The following is a 19655-nucleotide window of genomic DNA, read 5'->3' on the forward strand; positions in this document are numbered from 1 at the left end:
CCGAGATTACTCGGCAATCTGCAACTTGCGCGCTTCGGTGTAGACGTAACGCACTTTCTCGTACTCGAACGGCGAGTTCATCTGGCCGTAGCGGAAGCTGGTCTGATAGCGCTTGTCGATCGCACGCAAGGCCCAGACTTCCGGATGATTCGAGCTGACTTCGGCGACATTGAGGAAGTTGATCGCGGTGTCGGCGGTGTAGTCCACGGCCAGACCCGCAGTGTCGCGGATATTCGACGGGCCGAAGATCGGCAGTACGAAGTAGGCGCCGCCGGGTACGCCATAGAAGCCCAACGTCTGACCGAAGTCTTCGTTCTGGCGTGGCAGGCCCATGGCGGTGGCCGGGTCCCACAGGCCGGCGATGCCGATGGTGGTGTTGAGCAGCAGGCGCGCAGTGGTTTCCATCGAGCGCTGGCCCTTGAACTGCAACAGGCTGTTGACCAGGTTCGGCACGTCGCCAATGTTGTTGAAGAAGTTGCTCACCCCGGTACGCACAAAGCTTGGCGTGATGTAGCGGTAACCGTCGACCACCGGCAGGAACACCCACTGGTCGAAGCGGTAGTTGAAGTGGTAGACCCGGCGGTTCCACGACTCCAGCGGGTCATACACGTTCAGCGCGTTGAGCGTCGAGCGCTCGAATTCACGCTGGTCCAGGCCCGGGTTGAACTTGAGTTTGGTCAGCGGTTCCTTGAAGCCGTCGCTGTCGACCACCACCGGTGCGTCGGCTTTACTGTTGTCGGCCTGGGCCACGCCTGCACAGAGGAACGCTGCAATCAGCAGGAGATATTTAGCCACGGAAGAACTCCAGCATGGCGTCGCTGTTGACGCGGTAGTTAAGGTTGCCGCAGTGGCCGCCCAGTGGGTAAACGGTCAGGCGATCACCGAAGGTTTTACGCAGGAAGCCCAGGTCGCCAGGGCCGAGGATGACGTCGTCGGCGTTGTGCATGACGGCGATTTTCGGGCTGTCGTGCAGGTAATCCTTGAGCGCATACAGGCTGACCTGATCGATCAGTTGCAGCAGGCTGCCGCCGTCAGTGCGCGCGCGCCACATCGGAATCACCTGCTCGGTGATGTAGCAGTCGAAATCGCATTGCAGCGCACGCTTGAGGAACGGCGTGAGACTGGTGCCTTCGGTGATCGGGAATTTCGGCGGGGTGATCAGGCCGCGACGGTTGACCAGGTCCGAGGTGTAGGCAATGTCGGCCGCCGAGAAACGGAACGACGTGCCGATCAGCATGGCCATCTGTTCGTTGGTCAGGTGCTGTTTTGACTGCTGGAAGTCATACAACAGCGCATCGTTGAGGTCGATGTAGCCTTTCTGCTGGAAGTAGCGGGTCAGTTTGGCCAGTACCAGTTCATAGAACGTGGTGCTGTTGTTGATGCCCTTGACCTCGGTCTGTACCAGCTTGTCGAGGTTGGTCACCGAGGTATAGAGGTTGACCGGCGGGTTGAGCAGCAGGACTTTCTTGAAGTTGAAACTGCGGCGGGTCTCATCCAGATGCGCGACGAACGCAGCATCGAGGGCGCCCAGGCTGTAACCGGTCAGGTAGTACTCGGTGACCGGCAGTTTCGGGTTTTGCGCCCGCACGGCCTGCATCACCCGGTACATGTCTTCGGCGTCTTCCTTGGTCACGCCCGGGGTGGCGAAACGCGAGGCGGCGCTGATGAAGTCGAAGCTGGTCGGCGACGACAACTGCACGACGTGGTAGCCGGCCTTGTAATACAACTTCTTCAGGTATTCATTGAGCGTGCTGTCAAAGCGCGCGCCGGTGCCGGCGATCAGGAAGATCAGCGGCGCCGGTTTGTCCTGCGTGGCGATGCGGTAGGTGAGTTTTTTGACTGCCCAGAAATTGTCCGGCAGCTGGAACTCGCGCTCCGGGCGCAGGGTGAGGCTGCGATCCGATTGAGTGATGTCATCGTCCAGCGGCAACTCCGGACGCAGGTCCGGTGGTGTCGTGGCGATCGTCGCCTCGAACGGGTTGGTCAGCGGGTAGCCATAGCTGGCGGCGTCGATATCCACCGCCAGCGCGGACGCACTCAAAATTAGGCCGCTGAACAGCGCGGCGAAGCGCAAGGAACGGAGCATGACTAGATCCCTTAGAGGAAGGTGCCGATTGAAGTTCGCAGGCTATGACCACCGGCCGTGCGCCAAAGTGCCATGCTGCGGCACCAAACAGGCGGAATTCGGGGTAATAGTAGCTGGACGATACACGTTGCGAGGGCTCGCTGAACAGTTAACAGTTGTTAGTGCTTGCGAATGCCGGTCGGCAGATTAAGCTGGCCGCCGATTTCCGCAGATTGGAGTGCTCCATGTCCCGCCGCTTGCCCGTGATTGTGCTGCTCGTTTTGTTGCCTTTATGGCTGGCCGCCAGTTATGCCGCGCGCTATGGCTTCATGGAAAACGGGCAGTGGGTGGGCATCTGTGTCGACGAGGCCAGCCGCTGGGAATGCGTAGTGCGCTCGAACCTCGGGCTGATGATTCATTTCAAGGTGTTGGGCTGGGCGGCGGTGGGCGCGGCGGTATTGGCGTTTGTCGTGCCGGGACGGGCAGGGTGGTGGCTGGCGGTGCTGGCGCTGGTGTTCGGCCTGCCGGCATTGGCGTTGTACAACACGACGTTGGCGGTGTTTGCGGTGGTGATTGCCGGGTTGCGCCTGGTCCGCGAGTCCCGCAGCGCCTGACAGTCATCGCGGGCAAGCCCGCTCCCACAGGTATTGAGGTGAACACAACATTTGTGTGCAGCAGAAATCCTGTGGGAGCTGGCTTGCCAGCGATGGCGATTTCGAAGGCGCTGAAATCAGGCCTTGCGAACCCGCAGGCATCGCCACAACGCCACCACCATCAGTCCACTGACCAACGCCCAACCCCAGGCCTGCTGATTCAGCAACCCTTCCTGATACAACTGCGGCGCAATCCCCGCGCCGATGATAAAGGTCAGCAGCGCAATCTCCCGACGCGGCACGCTCACCGGGCGGCACAGGTAGACCAGTGCCGGCAGCACGAACGCCATGCTGGCGAAACTGCGATAGCGCGGATCGAAGACCATTTCCAGCATCATCACCGCCGCAGCAAAACCGGCCGCCGCGACCAGCCAGCCGGCGCGACGCTCGAGGAAATCGAATGCTCGCGCGCGCCAACCGGTACGTGCGCTTAACGTCAGCGCGGCATGCGCAAGCACCAACAGATTCAACCCGGTCAGCAAGCCGACCCACAGCCATTCACCGGCAAACCGTGTGGTCAATCGAGCCAGATCGCCCCAGGCGCCAATCGAGCACGCCGCGACAGCGCCCAGCAGTGGCAGCACAAGCGCCGAGCGTATGGTGCGCACGCGCCCACCAACCACTAACGTGCCGAGGAAAATCACGGCGCCAACCGCCAGCCACTCTTTCCAGTACGGCACATTGCTCACCGGCCCGGCGAGCACGCCCTTGTCCTGGCGATCGGTATCGAACAGCCCCCAATAACCGCCGACCGCGCCTTCACTGCCGCGCTTCCACGGTTGATCGAAGGCTTCGATCAGGTTGTAGCGCCAGCCTTCCTGCTCGGCCATCGCCACAAATCCACGAATGAATTTCGCCTCGTTGACCCGGCTCGGCACAGCTGTTTCGCGCTGACGGCCTTCGCTCGGCCAGCCGGTTTCGCCAATCATCACGTCTTTGGGCGCGAATTTGTTGCCGAACACCTGGCGCACATCCGCCACATGCCGCAGCGCCACGTCGATGTTCGATGGGTCGTCTTCCCAGTACGGCAGCAAGTGAATGGTCAGGAAATCCACGGCCGGGGCGATTTCCGGGTGCTTTAGCCAGAATTCCCAGACATCGGCGTAAGTCACCGGTTGCTTGACCTGGCTTTTGACCTTGTTGATCAGCCGTGCCAGTTGCGCGCCGGTAACCTCTTTACGCAGCAGTGCTTCGTTGCCGACGATCACCGCCGTAACAACGTCGGGGTTGGCGTTGGCGGATTTGATCAGCAACTCGACTTCCTGCTCGGTATCCACGGGGTTGCTGTTGACCCAGGCGCCGATCATCAACTTCAGACCGTGCTTGCGCGCCAGATCGGGCAGGGCGTCGAGGCCGGTCATCGAGTAGGTGCGGATGCATTCAAAGCGCGTCGCCAGCAGCGCGAGGTCGGCGTCCATACGCTCGGGGCGCAATTTGAACGGCACGTCGAACGGCGACTGGTCCTTGTCGAACGGTGTATACGAGGCGCATTGCAGCTTGTGCGTCGGCGTTGCAGCGTCGGGCAGGATCACCGGTTGGCCGAGGCCGTACCAGAAACCACCAAGGGCCAGGAGCCCGAGCAGGCAGGCGAACAGATAGGGCAAAAAGGAAATCGGGACGTCGCGGACATGGTCAGGCCGAGTGGCTGCAAAGCGACGCATGTTACCTGCATTTATAGAAGGGCAGGTGGCTCGCAGGCGTTGTACATGCAAAGTTCGGGCGGATTGCCTGGCGTCAATTAATCTCGCTTGATTAATGGCTTTCTGATGTCGTTTCTCGCTGCCTTGAGGTCGCTGACAGAGCAGGTCGACTGCCGCTTGAGGTTGATGATCAAACCATCAGTACCCTTTTTGAAAAATCGGCTGATGTTCGGTGTGTGAGGTCCGGCGTGATGGGGGCGCTGTGCACCATAACAATACGTTGACGATGCCCGGCATCCGTCGGGCGCAGCATTTCGGGGAAGTAAACGATGAAGATGCGACGACTTTTAGGCGCAGGTGCCGCTCTGGCGCTTGCGATGAGTTCCACTTTCGCCAACGCTGAAAAACAGACCCTGAACATCGGTTACGTTGACGGCTGGTCCGACAGCGTCGCGACCACTCACGTGGCGGCCGAAGTGATCAAACAGAAACTCGGATATGACGTGAAACTGCAAGCCGTCGCCACCGGGATCATGTGGCAGGGCGTGGCCACCGGCAAACTCGACGCCATGCTCTCGGCCTGGCTGCCGGTGACCCACGGCGATTATTGGACGAAAAACAAGGATCAGGTCGTCGATTACGGCCCGAACTTCAAGGACGCGAAGATCGGCCTGATCGTGCCGGAGTACGTCAAAGCCAAATCGATCGAAGACCTGAAAACCGACGACAGCTTCAAAAACCGCATCGTCGGTATCGATGCCGGTTCAGGCGTAATGCTCAAGACCGATCAGGCGATCAAGGATTATGGTCTGGACAAGTACAGCCTCAAGGCCAGTTCCGGCGCCGGCATGATTGCCGAGTTGACCCGCGCCGAGAAGAAAAACGAATCCATCGCCGTCACCGGTTGGGTGCCGCACTGGATGTTCGCCAAGTGGAAACTGCGCTTCCTCGACGACCCGAAAGGCGTGTATGGCCAGGCTGAAACCGTCAACAGTATCGGCAGCAAAGGCCTCGAAGCCAAGGCGCCGGAAGTGGCCAAGTTCCTGAAAAACTTCCAGTGGGCGTCGAAAGACGAAATCGGCGAGGTCATGCTGGCGATTCAGGACGGCGCCAAGCCTGATGCAGCGGCCAAGGACTGGGTGGCCAAACACCCGGATCGTGTAGCTGACTGGACCAAATAACCGCAAATAGCTTCGGATCACCGCAAACCCTGTGGGAGCGGGCTTGCCCGCGATAGCGGTCTGTCAGTTGACTGATCAGTTGACTGAAACGACGCCATCGCTGGCAAGCCAGCTCCCACAGGTTTTTGTGTTTGCTTGAAAATGGCGAATACATCATGGCCATCTACTACTAAGGTCGTCTGGAACCTCTCTCGCAGCCGCATACATTAGCTACGTTCCAACAATAATCTGTGCTGCGAGGATAAAAACAATGAACGACAGCATTTACCTCTCGATTCAAAACAGTCCCCGATTCAAGGAGCTGGTTCAGAAAAGGGAACGATTCGCCTGGATTCTCTCGGCAATCATGCTTGGGCTGTACTCCGCATTCATTCTGCTGATCGCATACGGGCCGCATGTGCTCGGGGCGAAACTCAGTCCTGAATCGTCAATCACCTGGGGCATCCCGATCGGTGTCGGCCTGATTATTTCGGCCTTCGTCCTGACCGGCATCTACGTGCGCCGCGCCAATGGCGAGTTCGACGACCTGAACAATGCGATTCTCAAGGAGGCTCAGCAATGATCCGGCGTCTACTGGCTCTTCTGAGCATTGCGGCATTCGCACCTGGCGCCTGGGCGGCTGACGCCCTGACCGGTGCGGTGGCCAAGCAACCGCTGAACATCCCGGCGATCCTGATGTTCGTGGCCTTCGTTGGCGCGACGCTGTACATCACCTACTGGGCGTCGAAGAAAAACAACTCGGCCGCCGACTACTATGCGGCGGGCGGCAAGATCACCGGTTTCCAGAACGGCCTGGCCATTGCTGGCGACTACATGTCGGCGGCGTCCTTCCTGGGGATTTCCGCGCTGGTGTTCACCTCCGGCTACGACGGCCTGATCTACTCGATCGGCTTCCTCGTCGGCTGGCCGATCATTCTGTTCCTGATCGCCGAGCGCCTGCGCAACCTGGGTAAATACACCTTTGCCGACGTGGCGTCCTACCGCCTCGGGCAAACCCAGATTCGCACACTGTCGGCCTGCGGTTCGCTGGTGGTGGTGGCGTTCTACCTGATCGCGCAAATGGTCGGTGCCGGCAAGCTGATCCAACTGCTGTTCGGCCTCGATTACCACGTGGCGGTGATTCTGGTCGGCGTGCTGATGTGCATGTACGTGCTGTTCGGTGGCATGCTCGCGACCACTTGGGTGCAGATCATCAAGGCCGTGCTGCTGCTGTCCGGTGCCTCGTTCATGGCGCTGATGGTAATGAAGCACGTGGGCTTTGACTTCAACACGCTGTTCTCTGAAGCGATCAAGGTGCACGCCAAGGGCGAAGCGATCATGAGCCCGGGCGGGCTGGTCAAGGATCCGATCTCGGCATTCTCGCTGGGTCTGGCGCTGATGTTCGGTACCGCTGGCCTGCCACACATTCTGATGCGCTTCTTCACCGTGAGTGACGCAAAAGAAGCGCGCAAGAGCGTGCTGTACGCTACCGGTTTCATTGGCTACTTCTACATCCTGACCTTCATCATCGGCTTCGGCGCGATCCTGCTGGTCAGCACCAACCCGGCCTTCAAGGATGCAGCGGGCGCCTTGCTCGGCGGCAACAACATGGCGGCGGTGCACCTGGCCAACGCGGTCGGCGGCAGCATCTTCCTCGGCTTCATCTCGGCGGTGGCGTTCGCGACCATTCTGGCAGTGGTGGCCGGTCTGACCCTGGCCGGTGCTTCGGCGGTCTCGCACGACCTGTACGCCAGTGTGATCAAGAAGGGCAAGGCCAACGAGAAGGATGAGATTCGCGTGTCGAAGATCACCACCATCGCCCTGGCGGTGCTGGCGATTGGTCTGGGCATTCTGTTCGAAAGCCAGAACATTGCGTTCATGGTCGGCCTGGCGTTCTCCATCGCGGCGAGCTGCAACTTCCCTGTGCTGCTGCTTTCGATGTACTGGAAGAAGCTGACCACTCGTGGCGCGATGATTGGCGGCTGGCTGGGTCTGATCAGTGCCGTGGGCCTGATGATCCTCGGCCCGACCATCTGGGTGCAGATTCTGCATCACGAGAAGGCGATCTTCCCTTACGAGTATCCGGCGCTGTTCTCGATGATCATTGCCTTTATCGGGATCTGGTTCTTCTCGATCACTGACAAGTCGGCGGCTGCGGATAACGAGCGGGCGCTGTTCTTCCCGCAGTTTGTGCGTTCGCAGACCGGGTTGGGGGCGAGTGGGGCGGTTTCGCACTAAGAGATCAGATGTGAGTTGCAAGCTTCAAGCTTCAAGCTTCAAGCTTTAAGAAAACGCCCTGGTTGAGAGATTGGGGCGTTTTTTTTGTGGGCGGTTATCGGGTGGTTTTGGGTGAATATCCGTTTTTTGAGGTGCTGCGGCTGGCGGTTTCGCCCTTACGGCGACTCACTTTTTTTACAAACGCCTAAAAAAAGTAAGCAAAAAAACGCTTGCTCCTGCGTTCGGCCCTCGCAGGCTCGGGTTCCTTCGCTCCGGGACTGATCCTGGCGCAGCGGCTACGGTTTGCTTCGCTGCACCTCCTTCCGCTGTGTCTGGCTGCGCCAGACGGTCGCTGCGCTCCCACGCCCGGATCAATCCCTCCACTCAGCCTTCCGACGTCGCCGGTGGATCAAGATCAAGAGCACTCGAGCTTGCGCTCATTGTTGAGTGGTGCGGCTTCGCCGCGGGCGACTGCGCTGCTTTGCTTTTCTGTGGGAGCGAGCCTGCTCGCGAAGGCGGCCTGTCAGCCGACCTGTTTTTTGAGGGTGTACCCAATCCAATTGTAGGAGCTGCCGAAGGCTGCGATCTTTTGACCTGGCTTTTGCTTTTGCTTTTGCTTTTGCTCTTGCTCTTGCTCTTGCTCTTGCTCTTGCTCTTGCTCTTGCTCTTGCTCTTGCTCTTGCTCTTGCTCTTGCTCTTGCTCTGGCTCTGGCTCTGGCTCTTTTGCCCCTTCGGCAGGCTTCGTTACGGGATCGATCCGAGGGTGGGAGCGCAGCGACCGTACGACGCAGTCGTACACAGCGAGTGTAGGTGCAGCGAAGCCAACCGTAGCCGCTGCGCCCGGATCGGTCCCGTAACGAAGGAACCCCGAGCCTCAGCGAGCGGGCCGTACGCCGGGGCAAAGCCTTTTGGGTTACCTTTTCGGCGTTTGGAAAAGGTAACTCGCTGTAAGAGCGAAACCATAAGAAGCCGTTACCGCAGCAACGGATATGCTCAGAATTCTGGAGGGCAAACCAAACAAAAACGGCCTCTATATAAGAGGCCGTTCCTGACACACCACTAAACCATCACAAAAAAGGAAAAACCCTTATTTGCGATCTTCCAGCTTGGTGATGTCACGCGACTCGTAACCGGTGTACAGCTGGCGCGGACGGCCAATCTTGTAAGGGCTCGAGAGCATTTCCTTCCAGTGCGAGATCCAGCCCACAGTACGTGCCAGGGCGAAAATCACCGTGAACATGCTGGTCGGAATGCCGATCGCCTTGAGGATGATCCCCGAGTAGAAGTCGACGTTCGGATACAGCGAGCGTTCGATGAAGTACGGGTCGGTCAGGGCGATCTCTTCCAGGCGCATGGCCAGTTCGAGTTGCGGATCGTTGTTGATGCCCAGTTCCTTCAGCACTTCGTCGCAGGTCTGCTTCATGACAGTCGCGCGAGGGTCGCGGTTCTTGTAGACGCGGTGACCGAAGCCCATCAGCTTGAACGAATCGTTCTTGTCCTTGGCCTTGGCGATGAACTTGTCGATGTTCGACACATCGCCAATCTCGTCGAGCATGGTCAACACGGCTTCGTTCGCACCGCCGTGGGCAGGGCCCCACAGTGCGGCGATACCGGCGGCGATACAAGCGAACGGGTTGGCACCCGAAGAGCCGGCCAGGCGCACGGTGGAGGTCGAAGCGTTCTGCTCGTGGTCGGCGTGGAGGATGAAGATCCGGTCCATGGCCTTGGCGAGTACCGGGCTGATCGGTTTGATCTCGCACGGGGTGTTGAACATCATGTGCAGGAAGTTTTCCGCGTACGTCAGGTCGTTGCGAGGGTACATCATGGGTTGGCCCATGGAGTACTTGTAGACCATCGCTGCCAGGGTCGGCATCTTCGCAACCAGACGGATCGCAGAGATTTCGCGATGCTGCGGGTTATTGATGTCCAGGGAGTCGTGGTAGAAGGCCGAGAGGGCGCCGACTACACCGCACATGACGGCCATCGGGTGGGCGTCGCGACGGAAACCGTTGAAGAAGGTTTTCAGCTGCTCGTGAACCATGGTGTGGTTTTTCACGGTGCTGACGAACTGGGCCTTCTGTTCTGCGGTCGGCAGTTCGCCGTTGAGCAGCAGGTAGCAGGTTTCCAGGTAGTCCGACTTTTCAGCCAGCTGTTCGATCGGGTAGCCGCGGTGCAACAGAATGCCGTTGTCGCCGTCGATATAGGTGATTTTCGATTCGCACGAAGCGGTCGACATGAAACCCGGGTCGAAAGTGAAGCGGCCCGTGGCCGTCAGGCCCCGAACATCGATTACATCGGGACCAACGGTGCCGGTTAAAATGGGCAGCTCGACGGGGGCTGCGCCCTCGATGATCAACTGCGCTTTTTTGTCAGCCATGTGGCCTCCTATTTATGCTTGAACCATCAGACAGACCCCCCACGCAGGGCCCGCACCACTATAGTGAGATAAATTCGAATGTCAATTTGCCTAAAGTCTTGCTCCAGAAGGCTTTAAGCCGACTTTTTCCTCGAAATTGCCTGCCATTTACGCCTTTTATGCAACTTGTGCAATCCGCTATTGGGGGTAGGTGAACGCGTTGTCATTAGTAGCCTAACTGTCTATACTCGGCCACCGACCGCCAAGGGCTTTTGGGCTTGCTTTCATTGGGGGTCGCATCCCTGGGTGGTGGTTACCTGACCAGTGCACTCCCCAACAACTTTGCCCTGATTGTTAGGGGCTCTTCAGTGTGAAAAAAAGCCGTGAAAAGCCAACGACCTGTAAACCTAGACCTAAGGACCATCAAACTCCCAGTCACTGCTTACACGTCCATTCTTCACCGTATCTCCGGTGTCATCCTCTTCGTGTGCCTTGCCATCATGCTTTACGCATTGGACAAGTCGCTGAGCTCCGAGGAAGGCTTCGGTCAGGTGAAAGCGTGTCTGACCAGTCCGCTAGCCAAGCTAGTGATTTGGGGCATCCTGTCCGCTCTGCTGTATCACCTGGTAGCCGGTGTGCGCCACTTGATCATGGACATGGGCATCGGTGAGACGCTGGAAGGCGGCAAGCTGGGCTCGAAAATCGTTATCGCCGTTTCCGTGGTGGTAATCGTTCTGGCAGGAGTCTGGATATGGTAACTAACGTCACTAACCTGTCGCGTTCGGGCCTCTATGACTGGATGGCACAGCGTGTGTCTGCGGTCGTTCTCGCGGCTTACTTCATCTTTCTGATCGGATACATCGTCGCCAATCCTGGCCTCGAGTATGCCCAGTGGCATGAACTGTTCGCTCACAACGGAATGCGTATTTTCAGCCTGCTGGCCCTTGTTGCTCTGGGCGCTCACGCCTGGGTCGGCATGTGGACCATCGCGACCGACTACCTGACGCCAATGGCGTTCGGCAAGTCCGCAACGGCGATACGTTTCCTTTTCCAGGCAGTATGCGGCGTTGCGATGTTCGCTTACTTCGTCTGGGGTGTGCAGATTCTCTGGGGTATCTGATTCATGGCTAACATTCCAACGATTTCTTTCGACGCCATCATTATTGGTGGTGGCGGTGCCGGCATGCGCGCTGCGCTGCAGCTGGCACAGGGCGGCCACAAGACTGCGGTGATCACCAAGGTTTTCCCGACCCGTTCGCACACTGTATCCGCACAGGGCGGCATCACGTGCGCCATCGCTTCCGCCGACCCGAACGATGACTGGCGCTGGCACATGTACGATACCGTCAAGGGTTCCGACTATATCGGTGACCAGGACGCTATCGAATACATGTGTCAGGAAGGCCCGGCTGCCGTGTTCGAGCTGGACCACATGGGTCTGCCGTTCTCGCGTACCGAGCAAGGCCGCATCTACCAGCGTCCTTTCGGTGGCCAGTCCAAGGACTACGGCAAGGGCGGTCAGGCTGCACGTACTTGCGCTGCATCCGACCGTACCGGTCACGCGCTGCTGCACACGCTTTATCAGGGCAACCTGAAAGCCGGCACCACGTTCCTCAACGAGTACTACGCTGTTGATCTGGTGAAAAACCAGGAAGGCGAATTCGTCGGTGTGATCGCGATTTGCATCGAAACCGGCGAAACCTCCTACATCCGTGCCAAGGCCACCGTTCTGGCCACTGGCGGTGCAGGCCGTATCTACGCGTCCACCACCAACGCCCTGATCAACACCGGTGACGGCGTCGGCATGGCTCTGCGTGCTGGCGTGCCGGTGCAAGACATCGAAATGTGGCAGTTCCACCCGACCGGCATCGCCGGCGCCGGTGTACTGGTTACCGAAGGTTGCCGTGGTGAAGGTGGTTACCTGATCAACAAGCACGGCGAGCGTTTCATGGAGCGTTATGCTCCGAACGCCAAAGACCTTGCCGGCCGTGACGTGGTTGCCCGTTCGATGGTCAAGGAAATCATCGCCGGTAACGGTTGCGGTCCGAATGGCGACCACGTGATGCTCAAACTCGACCACCTGGGCGAGGAAGTGCTGCACAGCCGTCTGCCAGGCATCTGCGAACTGTCGAAGACTTTCGCCCACGTTGACCCGGTGGTTGCTCCGGTTCCGGTTGTGCCGACCTGCCACTACATGATGGGCGGCGTTGCCACCAACATTCATGGCCAGGCGATCACCCAGAACGCCGAAGGTCAGGACCAGATCATTCCTGGCCTGTTCGCGGTAGGCGAAGTGGCTTGCGTATCGGTCCACGGTGCCAACCGTCTGGGCGGCAACTCGCTGCTCGACCTGGTGGTATTCGGTCGCGCTGCCGGCCTGCACCTGGAAAAGGCGTTGACCGATGGCATCGAATACGACGACGCTACCGAGTCCGACATCGAAGCTGCACTGTCGCGTCTGAACGCGCTGAACAACCGTACCGACGGTGAAGACGTTGCCACCCTGCGTCGCGAGCTGCAAAGCTGCATGCAGAACTACTTCGGTGTATTCCGTACCGGCGAATACATGCAGAAGGGCATCGCTCAACTGGCCGATCTGCGCAAGCGTATCGCCAACGTGAAGATCAACGATAAGTCGCAGGCGTTCAACACTGCACGTATCGAAGCGCTGGAATTGCAAAACCTGCTGGAAGTGGCTGAAGCTACCGCCATCGCGGCCGAAGTACGTAAAGAGTCCCGCGGCGCTCACGCCCGTGAAGACTTCGAAGACCGTGATGACGAAAACTGGCTGTGCCACACCCTGTACTTCCCGGGTGACAAGCGCGTCACCAAGCGTGCCGTGAACTTCTCGCCGAAGACTGTTCCGACTTTCGAACCTAAAGTCCGGACTTATTAAGGGTGACCGCCATGTTGCAAGTCAGTGTTTATCGCTACAACCCTGATCAGGACGCTGCGCCGTTCATGCAGGATTTCCAGGTCGATACCGGTGGTAAAGACCTGATGGTGCTGGACGTGCTGGCCCTGATCAAAGAGCAGGACGAAGGTTTCTCCTATCGTCGCTCCTGCCGTGAAGGCGTCTGCGGCTCCGACGGCATGAACATCAACGGCAAGAACGGCCTGGCCTGCATCACGCCGCTGTCTGCCGTTGTAAAAGGCAACAAGCTGATCGTTCGTCCGCTGCCAGGTTTGCCGGTTATCCGTGACCTGGTCGTCGATATGAGCATCTTCTACAAGCAATACGAGAAGGTGAAGCCTTACCTGCAGAACGACACGCCGGCTCCGGCCATCGAGCGTCTGCAGTCGCCAGAAGAGCGTGAAAAGCTCGACGGTCTGTACGAGTGCATCCTGTGCGCCTGCTGCTCGACCTCTTGCCCGTCCTTCTGGTGGAACCCGGACAAGTTCCTGGGTCCAGCTGCACTGCTGCAAGCCTACCGCTTCCTGGCAGACAGCCGCGACACCAAGACCAGCGAACGTCTGGCTTCGCTTGACGACCCGTTCAGCGTTTTCCGCTGCCGGGGCATCATGAACTGCGTCAACGTATGTCCGAAAGGCCTGAACCCGACTAAGGCCATCGGTCACATCCGTAACATGCTGCTTTCGAGCGGCGTGTGATTCAGCTGCTGTAACCGTTGCACCGTAGAGGCTGTGGCGCGGGCTTCAACCCGCGTCATGGCTATAACCAGAGCAGTAGCCATAAGCTGCAGCTCTTCTTTTGAAGAAATGAGACAAGCAGGGGCATCCGGGCTGGTACCCGGACTATCAGTGTGATCCTAGGTGGCTTGTTTTAGTCGCTGCATTCGGACTTCTGCAAGTTTGCTCGGTGTCGACACCGATGGTGTTCCCCTAACCGAGGGTGACCAAGCATGCAAGAAAGCGTGATGCAGCGCATGTGGAACAGCGCCTACCTTTCAGGTGGAAACGCTGCCTATGTGGAAGAGCTTTATGAGCTCTACCTGCACGACCCTAACGCTGTGCCAGAAGAGTGGCGCACCTACTTTCAGAAGTTGCCAGCCGACGGCAACTCTGCCACTGATGTTTCGCACTCGACGATTCGCGATCATTTCGTGCTGCTGGCAAAGAACCAGCGCCGCGCCCAACCGGTTTCCGCCGGCAGCGTGAGCAGTGAGCACGAGAAGAAGCAAGTTGAAGTGCTGCGATTGATCCAGGCCTACCGTATGCGTGGCCACCAGGCAGCCCAGCTTGACCCGCTGGGGCTGTGGCAGCGTCCTGCACCTGCAGACCTGTCGATCAATCATTACGGCTTGACCAATGCCGATCTTGATACGACCTTCCGTGCCGGCGACCTGTTCATCGGCAAAGAGGAAGCGAGCCTACGCGAAATTCACGAAGCGTTGCAGCAGACATATTGCCGCACCATCGGCGCTGAATTCACGCACATCACCGATTCCGAGCAGCGCCAGTGGTTCCAGCAGCGTCTGGAAAGCGTGCGTGGCCGTCCGACGTACTCCGCCGACATCAAGAGCCACCTGCTTGAGCGCGTGACTGCCGGTGAAGGCCTGGAAAAATACCTGGGCACCAAATACCCGGGCACCAAGCGTTTCGGTCTGGAAGGCGGCGAAAGCCTGATTCCGATGCTCGACGAACTGATCCAGCGTTCCGGCTCGTACGGCACCAAGGAAGTCGTCATCGGCATGGCCCACCGTGGCCGTCTGAACGTGCTGGTCAACACCTTCGGCAAGAACCCGCGCGAGCTGTTCGACGAGTTCGAAGGCAAGAAGAAGGTCGAGCTCGGTTCCGGTGACGTTAAATATCACCAGGGCTTCTCGTCCAACGTGATGACCACCGGCGGTGAAGTTCACCTGGCCATGGCGTTCAACCCATCCCACCTGGAAATCGTTTCCCCGGTGGTCGAGGGTTCGGTGCGCGCCCGTCAGGACCGTCGCAACGACCTGACCGGTGAGAAGGTACTGCCGATCTCCATCCACGGTGACGCGGCATTCGCCGGTCAGGGCGTGGTCATGGAAACCTTCCAGATGTCGCAGACCCGCGGTTTCAAGACCGGCGGTACCGTGCACATCGTGATCAACAACCAGGTTGGTTTCACCATCAGCAACCCGCTGGACTCGCGTTCCACCGAGTACGCCACCGACGTTGCGAAGATGATCCAGGCGCCGATCCTCCATGTGAATGGTGATGATCCGGAAGCCGTGCTGTTCGTGACCCAGCTGGCCATCGACTACCGCATGCAGTTCAAGCGTGACGTGGTGATCGATCTGGTCTGCTACCGTCGTCGCGGCCACAACGAGGCCGACGAGCCAAGCGGCACCCAGCCTCTGATGTATCAGCAGATCACCAAGCAGCGCACCACCCGCGAGCTGTACGCTGAACGCCTGACCCAGGCCGGTGTGCTCGATGCTGAACGTGTTCAGGCCAAGGTCGACGAATACCGCAACGCGCTGGACAACGGTCTGCACGTGGTGAAATCGCTGGTCAAAGAGCCGAACAAAGAGCTGTTCGTCGACTGGCGTCCGTACCTGGGCCACGCCTGGACTGCGCGTCACGACACGCGTTTCGATCTCAAGACCCTGCAAGAACTGTCCGCCAAGCTGCTGGAGATTCCGGAAGGCTTCGTGGTTCAGCGTCAGGTCGCGAAGATTTACGAAGACCGTCAGAAGATGCAAGCCGGCGGCCTGCCGATCAACTGGGGTTACGCCGAAACCATGGCGTACGCGACCCTGGCGTTCGAAGGTCACCCGATTCGCATGACCGGTCAGGACATCGGCCGCGGTACGTTCTCGCACCGTCACGCTGTGCTGCACAACCAGAAAGACGCGGGCACCTACATTCCGCTGCAGAACCTGTACGACGGTCAGCCACGCTTCGACCTGTACGACTCGTTCCTCTCGGAAGAAGCGGTACTGGCATTCGAATACGGTTACTCGACCACCACGCCAAACGCGCTGGTGATCTGGGAAGCCCAGTTCGGCGACTTCGCCAACGGTGCACAGGTCGTGATCGACCAGTTCATCACCAGCGGCGAGCACAAGTGGGGCCGTCTCTGCGGTCTGACCATGTTGCTGCCACACGGTTACGAAGGTCAGGGCCCTGAGCACAGCTCGGCACGTCTTGAGCGCTACCTGCAGCTGTGCGCCGAGCACAACATTCAGGTGTGCATGCCGACCACGCCGGCACAGATCTACCACTTGCTGCGTCGTCAGGTGATTCGTCCGCTGCGCAAGCCGCTGGTCGTGCTGACGCCGAAGTCGCTGCTGCGCCACAAGCTGGCCATCTCGACGCTGGAAGATCTGGCCGAAGGTTCGTTCCAGACCGTGATCCCGGAAATCGACGCTCTGGACCCGACAAAGGTCGAGCGCGTGGTTCTGTGCAGCGGCAAGGTCTACTACGACCTGCTGGAAAAACGCCGTGCCGAAGGCCGCGAAGATATCGCCATCGTGCGTATCGAGCAGCTGTATCCGTTCCCTGAGGACGACTTGAAAGAAGTCCTGGCTCCGTACACCAACGTCAAACATGCCGTCTGGTGTCAGGAAGAGCCGATGAACCAGGGTGCCTGGTACTGCAGCCAGCATCACTTGCGTCGCAGCATCGCCAACCTCGACAAGACTCTCGTACTTGAGTACGCGGGCCGTGAGGCTTCGGCTGCGCCAGCTTGTGGTTATGCATCGATGCACGCCGAGCAGCAGGAAAAACTGCTGCAAGACGCTTTCACTGTTTAACGCCTTCGCGCTGACTGAAACCGAATTTTAAGGACCCACAGATAATGGCTATCGAAATCAAAGCCCCGTCATTCCCGGAATCGGTTGCCGATGGCACCGTTGCCACCTGGCACAAGAAACCAGGTGAGGCCGTCAAGCGTGACGACCTGATCGTCGACATCGAAACCGACAAAGTCGTGCTCGAAGTGTTGGCTGAGGCGGACGGCGTGCTGGGCGCAATCGTTGCCGAAGAGGGCGCTACCGTTCTGTCGAACCAGGTTCTGGGCTCGATCGAAGAGGGCGGCGCTGCTGCTGCCGCTCCTGCCGCCGCTGCTGCTCCGGCTGCTACTGCTGCTGCCGCACCGGCTGCTGCCGATGGCGAAGATGACCCGATCGCAGCTCCTGCCGCTCGCAAGCTGGCTGAAGAGAACGGCATCAACATCGCTTCCGTTGCCGGCACCGGCAAGGGTGGTCGTGTGACCAAGGAAGACGTGGTTGCAGCTGTTGCTGCGAAGAAAGCCGCTCCGGCTGCCGCGCCTGCCAAGGCTGCTGCTCCTTCGGCCGCCGCTCCGGTGTTCGCCGCTGGCGACCGTATCGAGAAGCGCGTACCGATGACTCGCGTACGTGCGACCGTGGCCAAGCGTCTGGTTGAAGCCCAGTCGAACATGGCGATGCTGACCACGTTCAACGAAGTCGACATGACCGAAGTCATGGCCCTGCGTTCGAAGTACAAGGACCTGTTCGAGAAGTCCCACAACGGCGTACGCCTGGGCTTCATGTCGTTCTTCGTGAAAGCGGCCACCGAAGCGCTGAAACGCTTCCCGGCTGTCAACGCGTCGATCGACGGCGGCGACATCGTTTACCACGGCTATGCGGACATCGGCGTTGCCGTTTCCAGCGACCGTGGCCTGGTGGTACCGGTTCTGCGTAACGCCGAGCTGATGAGCCTGGCTGAAATCGAAGGCGGCATCGCAACATTTGGCAAGAAAGCCCGTGACGGCAAACTGTCGATGGACGAGATGACCGGTGGTACCTTCACCATCACCAACGGTGGTACCTTCGGGTCGATGATGTCGACACCAATCGTCAACCCGCCGCAGGCAGCGATTCTGGGCATGCACAACATCATCCAGCGTCCGATGGCCATCAACGGTCAGGTCGTGATCCGTCCGATGATGTACCTGGCACTGTCCTACGATCACCGCCTGATCGATGGCAAAGAAGCTGTGACCTTCCTGGTGACCATCAAGAACCTGCTGGAAGATCCGGCTCGTCTGTTGCTGGATATCTAAAAAGCAGCTGCAAGCTTTCAGCTACAAGCCTCAAGCTCAAGACGAGCGCTTGGGCTTGCAGCTCGAAGCTTGCGGCTTGTAGCTTTATTGCTAAAGAGGATTTTTTGAATGTCGCAGAAATTTGACGTAGTAGTGATCGGTGCCGGCCCTGGTGGCTACGTAGCGGCCATCAAGGCTGCTCAGTTGGGCCTGACCACTGCCTGCATCGAGAAGTACACCGACGCAGAGGGCAAGCAAGCCCTGGGCGGTACCTGCCTGAACGTGGGCTGCATTCCTTCCAAGGCGCTGCTCGACAGCTCGTGGAAATACAAGGAAGCGAAAGAAAGCTTCAACGTTCACGGTATCTCGACCGGCGAAGTCAAAATGGACGTCGCTGCGATGGTTGGCCGCAAGGCTGGCATCGTCAAGAACCTGACCGGCGGCGTTGCCACCCTGTTCAAGGCCAACGGCGTTACTTCGATCCAAGGCCACGGCAAGCTGCTGGCCGGCAAGAAGGTCGAAGTCACCAAGCCGGACGGTTCGGTTGAAGTGATCGAAGCGGAAAACGTCATCCTCGCGCCAGGTTCGCGTCCGATCGACATTCCACCAGCTCCGGTCGACCAGAAAGTCATCGTCGATTCGACTGGCGCGCTGGAATTCCAGTCCGTTCCTAAACGTCTGGGCGTGATCGGCGCTGGCGTTATCGGTCTGGAACTGGGTTCGGTGTGGTCGCGTCTGGGTTCGGAAGTGGTGGTTCTGGAAGCTCTGGACACTTTCCTGATGGCAGCCGACACCGCTGTTTCCAAGGAAGCGCTGAAAACCCTGACCAAACAGGGCCTGGACATCAAGCTGGGCGCTCGCGTTACCGGTTCGAAAGTCAACGGCGAAGAAGTCGTCGTCAACTACACCGATGCCAACGGCGAACAGACCATCACTTTCGACAAGCTGATCGTAGCCGTTGGTCGCCGTCCGGTGACCACTGATCTGCTGTCTGCCGACTGCGGTGTGGAAATCGACGAGCGCGGTTTCATTGCCGTTGATGACCATTGCGTCACAGCTGTACCGGGCGTCTTCGCCATCGGTGACGTGGTTCGCGGCATGATGCTGGCCCACAAGGCTTCGGAAGAAGGCATCATGGTTGTCGAGCGCATCAAGGGCCACAAGGCTCAGATGAACTATGATTTGATCCCTTCGGTTATTTATACTCACCCGGAAATCGCGTGGGTTGGCAAAACCGAGCAGGCGCTGAAGGCCGAAGGCGTTGAAGTCAACGTCGGCACCTTCCCGTTCGCCGCTTCCGGCCGTGCCATGGCTGCCAACGATACCGGTGGTTTCGTCAAGGTCATCGCCGATGCCAAGACCGACCGCGTATTGGGCGTGCACGTGATTGGCCCGAGCGCTGCAGAACTGGTTCAGCAGGGCGCGATCGGTATGGAATTCGGCACCAGCGCTGAAGACCTGGGCATGATGGTTTTCTCCCATCCGACCCTGTCCGAAGCCTTGCACGAAGCTGCTCTGGCAGTGAATGGCGGCGCCATTCACATTGCCAACCGCAAGAAGCGTTAAGACACACAATAAGAAACCACGGCGGTAGCGGCCCGTCGTGAGCCTTGCGAGCA

Annotated in this window: 15 protein-coding genes and 1 pseudogene; 11 read left to right on the top strand and 5 right to left on the bottom strand. The window is 59.0% G+C overall.

Annotation, left to right across the window (positions count from 1 at the left end):
* Window positions 1-6: 6 nt before the first annotated feature.
* Together ACZZZ4_RS16800 and ACZZZ4_RS16805 are read right to left on the bottom strand one after the other, a co-directional pair.
* Window positions 7-795: an MlaA family lipoprotein gene (locus ACZZZ4_RS16800; protein ID WP_024012144.1), complete on the bottom strand. Its 789-nt coding sequence runs from the start codon at window positions 793-795 to the stop codon at window positions 7-9.
* The gene (locus ACZZZ4_RS16805; RefSeq protein ID WP_064365440.1) at window positions 788-2086 is read right to left on the bottom strand and encodes a hypothetical protein; all 1299 of its coding nucleotides are present in this window, start codon (window positions 2084-2086) and stop codon (window positions 788-790) included. Before ACZZZ4_RS16805 ends, ACZZZ4_RS16800 begins: the two co-directional genes overlap by 8 nt.
* A gap of 224 nt (window positions 2087-2310) precedes the next feature.
* On the opposite strand from ACZZZ4_RS16805, the gene ACZZZ4_RS16810 reads away from it, so the two are divergent.
* Window positions 2311-2679 (top strand): hypothetical protein, encoded by a 369-nt coding sequence (locus tag ACZZZ4_RS16810; protein ID WP_463548262.1) that lies wholly within the window; start codon window positions 2311-2313, stop codon window positions 2677-2679.
* Between the two features lie 116 nt (window positions 2680-2795).
* Here the strand turns inward: ACZZZ4_RS16810 and ACZZZ4_RS16815 are convergent.
* Window positions 2796-4390, bottom strand: a pseudogene (locus ACZZZ4_RS16815) (glycoside hydrolase family 17 protein).
* A gap of 297 nt (window positions 4391-4687) precedes the next feature.
* Between ACZZZ4_RS16815 and ACZZZ4_RS16820 the strand changes: the two are divergent.
* From ACZZZ4_RS16820 to ACZZZ4_RS16830, 3 genes are all read left to right on the top strand, one after another.
* Window positions 4688-5539 carry a glycine betaine ABC transporter substrate-binding protein gene (locus ACZZZ4_RS16820; RefSeq protein ID WP_463548263.1) on the top strand — a complete coding sequence of 284 codons (852 nt, stop codon included), beginning with the start codon at window positions 4688-4690 and terminating at the stop codon, window positions 5537-5539.
* 250 nt (window positions 5540-5789) lie between these two features.
* A complete protein-coding gene (locus ACZZZ4_RS16825; protein WP_016771016.1) occupies window positions 5790-6101 on the top strand; it encodes a DUF485 domain-containing protein in 312 nt (103 codons plus the stop codon).
* Window positions 6098-7756 carry a cation acetate symporter gene (locus tag ACZZZ4_RS16830; protein WP_039763646.1) on the top strand — a complete coding sequence of 553 codons (1659 nt, stop codon included), beginning with the start codon at window positions 6098-6100 and terminating at the stop codon, window positions 7754-7756. Before ACZZZ4_RS16825 ends, ACZZZ4_RS16830 begins: the two co-directional genes overlap by 4 nt.
* Window positions 7757-8258: 502 nt before the next feature.
* Here the strand turns inward: ACZZZ4_RS16830 and ACZZZ4_RS16835 are convergent.
* Window positions 8259-8534, bottom strand: coding sequence for a hypothetical protein (locus ACZZZ4_RS16835; protein ID WP_463548264.1), 276 nt, complete (start codon window positions 8532-8534; stop codon window positions 8259-8261).
* A gap of 288 nt (window positions 8535-8822) precedes the next feature.
* Window positions 8823-10112, bottom strand: coding sequence for a citrate synthase (gene gltA, locus ACZZZ4_RS16840; RefSeq protein ID WP_039763648.1), 1290 nt, complete (start codon window positions 10110-10112; stop codon window positions 8823-8825).
* 362 nt (window positions 10113-10474) lie between these two features.
* On the opposite strand from gltA, the gene sdhC reads away from it, so the two are divergent.
* From sdhC to lpdA, 7 genes are all read left to right on the top strand, one after another.
* Window positions 10475-10849 carry a succinate dehydrogenase, cytochrome b556 subunit gene (sdhC, locus tag ACZZZ4_RS16845; RefSeq protein ID WP_016773673.1) on the top strand — a complete coding sequence of 125 codons (375 nt, stop codon included), beginning with the start codon at window positions 10475-10477 and terminating at the stop codon, window positions 10847-10849.
* Window positions 10843-11211 carry a succinate dehydrogenase, hydrophobic membrane anchor protein gene (gene sdhD, locus ACZZZ4_RS16850; protein WP_008049683.1) on the top strand — a complete coding sequence of 123 codons (369 nt, stop codon included), beginning with the start codon at window positions 10843-10845 and terminating at the stop codon, window positions 11209-11211. Before sdhC ends, sdhD begins: the two co-directional genes overlap by 7 nt.
* A 3-nt stretch (window positions 11212-11214) precedes the next feature.
* Entirely contained in the window at window positions 11215-12987 is a 1773-nt protein-coding gene (sdhA, locus tag ACZZZ4_RS16855) for a succinate dehydrogenase flavoprotein subunit (RefSeq protein WP_024012149.1), read from the top strand.
* 11 nt (window positions 12988-12998) lie between these two features.
* Window positions 12999-13703: a succinate dehydrogenase iron-sulfur subunit gene (locus ACZZZ4_RS16860; protein ID WP_016773675.1), complete on the top strand. Its 705-nt coding sequence runs from the start codon at window positions 12999-13001 to the stop codon at window positions 13701-13703.
* A 251-nt stretch (window positions 13704-13954) separates the two neighbouring features.
* Entirely contained in the window at window positions 13955-16786 is a 2832-nt protein-coding gene (locus tag ACZZZ4_RS16865) for a 2-oxoglutarate dehydrogenase E1 component (protein ID WP_039763653.1), read from the top strand.
* 44 nt (window positions 16787-16830) lie between these two features.
* Window positions 16831-18057, top strand: a complete 1227-nt coding sequence (odhB, locus tag ACZZZ4_RS16870) for a 2-oxoglutarate dehydrogenase complex dihydrolipoyllysine-residue succinyltransferase (protein WP_024012151.1) — start codon at window positions 16831-16833, stop codon at window positions 18055-18057.
* Window positions 18058-18165: 108 nt separating this feature from the next.
* A complete protein-coding gene (lpdA, locus tag ACZZZ4_RS16875) occupies window positions 18166-19602 on the top strand; it encodes a dihydrolipoyl dehydrogenase (protein WP_042607587.1) in 1437 nt (478 codons plus the stop codon).
* The last annotated feature ends 53 nt before the right edge of the window (window positions 19603-19655 follow it).

This window comes from Pseudomonas sp. AC252 (assembly GCF_979258105.1).

Excerpts from the sequence above, each read along its gene's own strand:
- ACZZZ4_RS16805 (WP_064365440.1), bottom strand. The coding sequence starts at position 2,086 with ATGCTCCGTTCCTTGCGCTTCGCCGCGCTGTTCAGCGGCCTAATTTTG.
- ACZZZ4_RS16810 (WP_463548262.1), top strand. The coding sequence starts at position 2,311 with ATGTCCCGCCGCTTGCCCGTGATTGTGCTGCTCGTTTTGTTGCCTTTA.
- ACZZZ4_RS16820 (WP_463548263.1), top strand. The coding sequence starts at position 4,688 with ATGAAGATGCGACGACTTTTAGGCGCAGGTGCCGCTCTGGCGCTTGCG.
- ACZZZ4_RS16825 (WP_016771016.1), top strand. The coding sequence starts at position 5,790 with ATGAACGACAGCATTTACCTCTCGATTCAAAACAGTCCCCGATTCAAG.
- ACZZZ4_RS16830 (WP_039763646.1), top strand. The coding sequence starts at position 6,098 with ATGATCCGGCGTCTACTGGCTCTTCTGAGCATTGCGGCATTCGCACCT.
- gltA (WP_039763648.1), bottom strand. The coding sequence starts at position 10,112 with ATGGCTGACAAAAAAGCGCAGTTGATCATCGAGGGCGCAGCCCCCGTC.
- sdhD (WP_008049683.1), top strand. The coding sequence starts at position 10,843 with ATGGTAACTAACGTCACTAACCTGTCGCGTTCGGGCCTCTATGACTGG.
- sdhA (WP_024012149.1), top strand. The coding sequence starts at position 11,215 with ATGGCTAACATTCCAACGATTTCTTTCGACGCCATCATTATTGGTGGT.
- ACZZZ4_RS16860 (WP_016773675.1), top strand. The coding sequence starts at position 12,999 with ATGTTGCAAGTCAGTGTTTATCGCTACAACCCTGATCAGGACGCTGCG.
- ACZZZ4_RS16865 (WP_039763653.1), top strand. The coding sequence starts at position 13,955 with ATGCAAGAAAGCGTGATGCAGCGCATGTGGAACAGCGCCTACCTTTCA.
- odhB (WP_024012151.1), top strand. The coding sequence starts at position 16,831 with ATGGCTATCGAAATCAAAGCCCCGTCATTCCCGGAATCGGTTGCCGAT.
- lpdA (WP_042607587.1), top strand. The coding sequence starts at position 18,166 with ATGTCGCAGAAATTTGACGTAGTAGTGATCGGTGCCGGCCCTGGTGGC.